At 39.0% G+C, this 7,343-nt stretch carries 8 protein-coding genes and 1 pseudogene; all 9 read left to right on the top strand.

What is annotated here, in order from left to right; translation table 11 throughout:
* Positions 1 to 342, top strand: a pseudogene (locus ACWITO_RS13150) (AMP-binding protein); the annotation flags it as partial.
* A 174-nt stretch (positions 343 to 516) separates the two neighbouring features.
* Positions 517 to 2,331, top strand: coding sequence for an acetate/propionate family kinase (locus tag ACWITO_RS13155; protein WP_448530456.1), 1,815 nt, complete (start codon positions 517 to 519; stop codon positions 2,329 to 2,331).
* A 199-nt stretch (positions 2,332 to 2,530) separates the two neighbouring features.
* On the top strand, positions 2,531 to 3,070 hold the full coding sequence (locus tag ACWITO_RS13160) for a hypothetical protein (protein WP_448530457.1): 540 nt from the start codon (positions 2,531 to 2,533) through the stop codon (positions 3,068 to 3,070).
* A 109-nt stretch (positions 3,071 to 3,179) separates the two neighbouring features.
* The gene (locus ACWITO_RS13165; protein ID WP_448530458.1) at positions 3,180 to 3,623 is read left to right on the top strand and encodes a DUF4920 domain-containing protein; all 444 of its coding nucleotides are present in this window, start codon (positions 3,180 to 3,182) and stop codon (positions 3,621 to 3,623) included.
* 348 nt (positions 3,624 to 3,971) lie between these two features.
* A complete protein-coding gene (locus ACWITO_RS13170) occupies positions 3,972 to 4,496 on the top strand; it encodes a hypothetical protein (RefSeq protein ID WP_448530459.1) in 525 nt (174 codons plus the stop codon).
* Position 4,497: 1 nt separating this feature from the next.
* The gene (locus ACWITO_RS13175; RefSeq protein ID WP_448530460.1) at positions 4,498 to 5,151 is read left to right on the top strand and encodes a HupE/UreJ family protein; all 654 of its coding nucleotides are present in this window, start codon (positions 4,498 to 4,500) and stop codon (positions 5,149 to 5,151) included.
* 43 nt (positions 5,152 to 5,194) lie between these two features.
* On the top strand, positions 5,195 to 5,986 hold the full coding sequence (locus ACWITO_RS13180) for a DUF2306 domain-containing protein (protein WP_448530461.1): 792 nt from the start codon (positions 5,195 to 5,197) through the stop codon (positions 5,984 to 5,986).
* A gap of 11 nt (positions 5,987 to 5,997) precedes the next feature.
* Positions 5,998 to 6,603, top strand: a complete 606-nt coding sequence (locus tag ACWITO_RS13185; RefSeq protein ID WP_448530462.1) for an acyl carrier protein phosphodiesterase — start codon at positions 5,998 to 6,000, stop codon at positions 6,601 to 6,603.
* On the top strand, positions 6,576 to 7,295 hold the full coding sequence (locus ACWITO_RS13190; protein ID WP_448530463.1) for an SDR family oxidoreductase: 720 nt from the start codon (positions 6,576 to 6,578) through the stop codon (positions 7,293 to 7,295). The genes ACWITO_RS13185 and ACWITO_RS13190 overlap by 28 nt, the downstream gene beginning before the upstream one ends.
* The last annotated feature ends 48 nt before the right edge of the window (positions 7,296 to 7,343 follow it).

Raw genomic sequence — 7,343 nt, forward strand, 5'->3', positions numbered from 1 at the left:
CCTATTGAATGGGGATTTGCTACCAATCATTTTGTAGAACAGATTTGCGTTACAGGGCGTACATTAGACCAGCCTGTGGCTTTGGTGGTTCTTTCTGAGATAGGACTTAAAGCCAGCAAAGAGGAAGTGAGCAAAAGTTTAGAGCATAGCTGTAAAGAAGTAAATGCAGGGCTTCCGAACTATGCACGTATCAGTAAAATTATCATTACCAAAGAGCCTTGGACGGTGGATAATGGAATTCTTACCCCTACGCTCAAAATCAAGCGTAATATTTTGGAAGATAGGTACGCTCCTTTGCTCGCCAAAGCAATGAATAGCGATAAAATGGTAGTTTGGGAGTAGTTGAATTTCTGCAAGGTTTTTTGGACAAGGGCTTCGCTGACAAACGAAGCCCTTGCTTATTTCTGCCGAAAATCATAAAAATTTTAGAAAGAATTGATGTAAGTCATTTGGGGAAAATGTATTTTTTTTCTAAACTTGTCAAGTAGATTTTCCCACTTAAACCCTGTATTTTTTATGCAAATTTTGGTTGTTAATTGTGGTAGCTCTTCTGTAAAAGCCGAGGTAATTGATGTAACTTCGGGCAAAAGAATTGCTGTAATGAGCGTAGATAGAATTTCTGACCCCGAACCCAAGATTAAATTTTCGGGTAGTACCGAAGTGCTTACCTGCCAAGGTAGCGGACACGAAAATGCACTTGCCTTTGCTTTTCCACTGCTTTTAGAAAAAATTGATAAAAGCCAGCTGAAAGGTGTGGGACATAGAATTGTACACGGCGGTAAAATTTTTGATGAGCCTGTCGTTATTACAGAAGAAGTTGAAAAGCAAATAGAAGGGTTGTTCAGTTTAGCCCCTTTACACAATCCTATCAATCTTTTAGGGGTAAGAATTGCCAAAAAATATTTCCCTGATGTGCCTCACGTAGCTGTTTTTGATACCGCCTACCATAGCACTATCCCACCAAGAGCCAAAAATTATGCTTTGCCCAAAAATTTAATAGAAAAACACGACATAGAGCGTTATGGGTTTCACGGCACAAGCCACCAATACGTTGCCGAGCAAGCCGCTAAATTTTTGGAAACGGACCTGCACGATTTACGTCTTATTTCTTGCCATTTGGGCAATGGAGCCAGTGTTTGTGCCATTGAGTATGGGCAGTCTGTTGAAACCAGTATGGGAATGACTCCACTGGAAGGGCTGGTAATGGGTACGCGTAGCGGTGATGTTGATGCAGGCGTAATTACATATCTAATGGAGAAAGAAGGTAAAACTTGGCAAGAAATCAGCGATATGCTCAATAAAGAAAGCGGACTGAAGGGTATTGCTGGCACCAACGATATGCGAGACCTTGAAGAACGTGCCGCCGAAGGCGATATTGATGCCCAACTCGCTATAGATATGTTTGTACATAGACTTCGTAAATACATAGGAGCTTATGCGGCGGTAATGGGTGGCGTAGATGCCATTATTTTTACGGCGGGCATAGGCGAAAATAGTGCTTCGCTTCGCTATAAAGTGGTACAAAAACTCGGCTTTTTACGTGCAATTCTTGACGAGCAAAAAAACAAAATGCTCAAATTTGTGGGAGTAGATTGGGTAGAAGATATTTCTGCTTCTAATAGCAAGTGTAAAATTTTGGTAGTAAAAACTGACGAACAACTTTCCATTGCCGAGCAAACTGCCAAAGTTATCAAAGAAAGTAAGTTCAAAGGGCAACCGCCACGTAGTATTCCTATTGCTGTTTCGGCTCGCCACGTTCATCTTACCCAAGAAAGTGTGGAAATTCTATTCGGAAAAGGGTATCAGCTAACGGTACAAAAGCCCCTTTCCCAGCCCGGACAATTTGCTTGCAACGAAATGGTTACATTGGTAGGTCCAAAAAATAAAATTGAAAAAGTGAGAATTTTAGGTCCTACGCGTCCCAAAGACCAAGTTGAAATTTCTCGTACAGATGAGTTCTTTTTGGGAATAGATGCTCCTATTCGCGAGTCGGGGCATACCGAAGGCTCGCCCGGGCTTTTGCTGATTGGTCCTGCGGGGCAATTGGAACTAAAAGAAGGGGTTATTTGTGCTTGGAGGCATATTCATATGCACCCTGACGATGCCGAATATTTTGGCGTAGAGGATAAAGATATTGTAGAAGTACGCGTAGAAAATCAGGAACGAAGCCTTACTTTCGGAAATGTACTGATACGTGTTTCGGATAAATTTAAGCTGGAAATGCACATTGATACCGACGAAGCCAATGCCGCTGAACTCAACCAAGGGGCAGAAGGAGCCTTGATACACACAGGAGCAGGCGGATTGCTCACCAAGAAAAAAGTGCAATAAAAGCTTTTTTATTCAAACAAAATTGTTTTGCGAAAATTCATTAAAACAACTACTTAAAAATTAAATCACAAAACCCGACAGGTTTCCCAAACCTGTCGGGTTTGAGTATAGCTCCTTACCAATGCCTTCAATTAAAATGAAGGCATCGGTTTTTTTGGCAATATCAGCCAAAATGTAGATTTTTGGGCTAAAAAAAGATATGCGAGAAAAGTTCTTTCAAACGCTTCGGGCTACTGCTTTGGTGAGTAGTGGTAGTATAATTCTTTTCACAGCACTGATACTTTTATTTTACAAAAGTCCGCTGAATAGCCTGCCTATGGGTTTTGCTTGGGTTTTCTTTGTAGGATTTCCTGCTTGGGCAATGCTTTATTACAAACTGAAAGTCAATCAGGGTATTTTGCAATTCCAAGAAGGTTTGGTTTTAGGGGCTTTGGTGAGCTTTGCAATGTTTATAGCTTTTGCCTCAACGATTGCCGTGGGCTATGCTATCAGCGAAAATATTTTACTTTCATACAAAAATGAGTGGCTCAAAGAGCTTACCGAAAACAAAGAAACTTGGCTCAAAAGATTAAAAACACCCCAAGATTATCAGAAACTATTGGAAAGTTATCAGAAACTCACACTTGGCGAGTATATTCTGCGAGAGTTTGGAGCAAAGAGTATCATTTTGCTTTTGGTTTCACTTGTAGGGGCAACCGCTTTCCGTAGTGGTGATACCAAAAAGAAAAAAGCCAAGTAGAAATTAGTTTTAGAATGAATAAAAATTGCAAAGGAATTTAGAAATTCTGAAATTTTTGGAAAAGTTTTTGCGTTTATTTGCAAGTGAAAAAATTAAAACTTCAAAAACGATGAAAAAATTATTGCTCACCGCTGTCTTATTGGGAATGTTTTCTTGGGTTTCGGCTCAAAAGTATTTTGGGGAAAGAATTACCGAAACAGGTGCTGTAGAAGTAAAAAACTTGCCTACAATGATGAAAGACAAACAGACACTCAATGTGAAACTGAAAGGTAAAATTGAGGAGGTTTGTCAGAAAAAAGGTTGTTGGATGAAAATGGATTTGGGTAATGGCTCATCTATGCGTATCAAGTTCAAAGATTATGGTTTCTTTGTTCCTAAAAATGCCGCAGGCAAAACGGCTATTATTGAGGGAGTTGCAATGAAAGAAATCATTGATGTAGCCACACTTCGCCACTATGCCGAAGATGCAGGAAAATCTAAAAAGGAAATAGAAGCTATTACAAAACCCGTAGAAGAAATTACCTTTGAGGCAAAAGGGGTAATTATTAAGTAATCAAGCCAACTTGGAATTTGGGGAAGCAGTTTTTTGGGCTTGCAGTTTCAGGTTTGATAATCCAAAATCCAGCACACAGTTTCTCTAATCTAAAAATGGAACGTAGCAAGCGATGATGCCGCTTAGAGCGACATCATCGCTAAAAGTTCTAAATTTGATTTTTGCAAGGAAACTTTCAAGTTATTTTTGTGAAAATGAAATTTTTAAGGGACGGCTAACTAAACAACGAGGTTACTAAATATTTTTAGGCTTTTTTAAGTTTAAGCAGACAAACTTTCCAACTCCAAACTTAAAAACTTCTGACCTATTTGCAGAAATTTTAGACAAGTTCAACTTCAAAAACGATTTATGAAACGCTTTTTTTCTTTAATATTTACTTTTTTTGCTCTGCTGGGGCTTTTTCAGTTTTGTTCCAAGCCGAAAGAAACTTCTCAAAACTCCAACGAAAATAGGGAGAATAAAGCAACCCAAAACCTATCCATCACACCGAAGCCCAAGCTCAATTATGCCAAATATACCGATAGTACACTCTATCCGAATGGTGGTAGCGAACTGGCAGTGCTTATGCGGGAAATGTATGATGATATGGATAGCATAAAAAAATTGGTTTTGAAAGGAGAATTACCCACCGATTTGCGAGAAAAATTTACTTATCTGCACAATGCAACTCCTACCGATAGCGATACCAAACACGAAAATTACCCTGATATGGCAAAAGCCTTTGTGGATAATCTGAACCGATTTTATGAGGAAAAAGACAAGGAAAAACGTATTCAGCTCTATAAAGTAGTAGTTCAGACTTGCATTAGTTGCCACCAGACGCATTGCACGGGAGTTGTGAAAAAAATCAAAAAGTTGCAAATTCAAGATTAAAATGATAGATTGGGAACGTTTAGTTCCTAATTTTATTTCTATGGATACCTTTCAGGTTTGGTTCAAAACAGGATTTCATCATATTGTAGGCATTGACGCCCAAGACCATATTTTGTTCTTGATAGCTCTCTGTGCTTCATATTTCTTTGCCGATTGGAAAAAAGTAGTTCTGCTCGCTACGGCTTTTACCATTGGGCATACCATTACACTTATTTTAGTAACGCTGAAAATTATCCGAATGGATAGCACTTTGGTTGAAAACTGGCTAATTCCATTCAGCATAATGATAACAGCACTAATGAATGTGAGCCAAGCGAAAATTCAAACCAAAATGTCTGTAAAATATTTGGTAGCAATTCTTTTTGGGTTAGTACACGGAGCGGCTTTTTCTAACCAATTGAGCGAACTACTTACCAGCAATCGTGCCGAATGGTTTGGAACAACTACCGAAAAAACAGGCATTGCCTTGCCTCTTTTTGCCTTTAATGTAGGCATTGAAATAGGGCAAATCCTGATTATATTCATTTTTTTGATACTTGCTTTTATTTTTACACAAATTTTGCGAGTGAAAAATCTGACTTGGACAACTTTTCTTTCGGGAATAGCGTTTGGAGCTTCGGTAAGCATTTGGCTTTCAAGAGTTTTTGAAAATTAAGTTTTAGCACAAAATTTGTGTTTGTTTTTGCAAAATACGCCCAATGAACCCTGTTTTGTATTACTTTAAGCACGAATGGGCAACCATTACACAAAGTCAATTTTTTAGTGTGTATTGGCTTTTGGTGCTTGTAGCTTGTATTTTGCTGTTTCCTTTACTTTGGAAAGAAAAGTGGGCTTGGCTGAAAATTTTTGCCACTTTTGGGGTATTTTATTTTACCTACCGAATGTTGGTTATCACTTTGCCTTATACTTCTTGGGAACTGGAAATAGATTTTTTGCTTACTAAATACGAAATTTTATTCAAGCGGGAGGCTTGGCAAAAATATTTGTATATGAGCGTTTTTTATGCTCATATTTTTACTTCGCCTTTGGTACTACTAGCAGGAGCGACACAATTTTCTCGGAATTTGATGTTTGAAAATGCTGTTTGGCACAGAAATATTGGAAAATTGTATGTAACGATTATTTTGTTGGTTTCTGCTCCTGCGGGTTTGGTGATGTCTTTTTATGCGAATGGCAATTTGGTTTCCAAAATCAGCTTTACAATGCTTTCGCTGATTTGGTGGGTTTTTACGTGGCAAGCGTATCGCAAGGCTCTGCAAAAAAAGTGGATAGAACACGCCAATTTTATGCTGAGGAGTTATGCTCTGACCTTCTCGGCTATTACTTTGCGTTTGTATATGTTTGTAATAGGCTATTTCAAATTGCTTGAAACTTGGAGTAGCACCGAAATTTATGTAATGCTTTCAATGCTTAGTTGGCTTCCGAACCTTGCCATTGCAGAAATCTTGATAGTCTTGCAGTTTGGGAAAAAAATGATGAAAAAAGTCTAAAACCTTGTTTTGTGAATTTTTTAGCACATATCTTTCTTTCAGGCGATTCGGAAAAAATTCGGATAGGGAATTTTATTGCTGATGCCATTAAGGGCAATCGGTGGGAAGAGTACGAGCCTGAAATTCAGAGAGGTATCCATTTGCATAGAGCTATTGATAGTTTCACAGATGAACATTCCCTTGTATTGCAAGGAATTGAGCGATTGTACGCCACACAAGGAAAGTATGCTTCGGTAGCGGTAGATATATTCTACGACCACTTTCTTGCCAAAAATTGGCAAAAATACCACTTGCAGGATTTGCACACCTTTACACAAAATTTTTATAGGCAAATACAAGCCAACTTTACTCTTTTACCTTCCAAAGTGCAATATATGTTTCCGTATATGCAAAGGCAAAACTGGTTGTATCATTACCAAAGTTTGGAAGGAATAGCAAGGGTTTTTGAAGGAATGAGCCAAAGAACGAAATTCCCTTCCAATTTGCTCAATGCTACGGAATGCTTACGTGAAAATTATACGCTTTACGAGCAAGAATTTGAGGAGTTTTTTCCACAAATCATTAGTTTTGTGGAAAAATGGCAAAAAGAATGGAAAAATTACAGCCCACCCTTGTAGTTACAGGCGGTACAAAAGGAATAGGTAAAGCGATTGTGGAAAAATTTGCTCAAAATGGCTTTCAAATTTTTACTTGCTCTCGCAAAGCCGAAAATGTACAGGCTCTTGTAAGCGAAATTACTCAAAAGTTCCCCGACATTTCTTTGCACGCTATTCCTGCTGATTTATCGCAGAAAGCGGGTGTAGAGAAATTTGCTGAATTTGTGAAAAGCCAAACGGCTCAAATTGATGTACTGGTGAATAACACGGGCTTTTTCTTGCCCGGACAAATTCACAATGAAGCCGAAGGTACTTTGGAGACAATGGTTGAAACCAACTTGTATAGTGCCTATCATCTGACAAGAGCATTTTTGCCAATGATGATGAGCCGACAGCAAGGACATATCTTCACAATTTGCTCAACAGCAAGCATTACAGCCTATACCAATGGCGGTTCGTACTGCATTTCCAAATTTGCCCTCTATGGAATGACCAAGGTGCTTCGTGCCGAACTCAAAACGCATAACATTCGGGTTACGGCTGTTTTGCCCGGTGCTACACTCACCGATAGCTGGGCAGGAGTAGATTTGCCCCCCGAACGCTTTATGAAACCCCAAGATGTTGCCGATGCCCTTTGGGCTTGCTTTCAGCTTTCGCCGCAAAGTGTGGTAGAGGAAATTCTCATTCGCCCACAACTTGGAGATATTGGATAGTAGCATTAAGTAGTCGTCCCTTAAAAAGTCTGTTTAGAGAAAAATCAA

The sequence above is a fragment of the Raineya sp. genome, assembly GCF_053497555.1.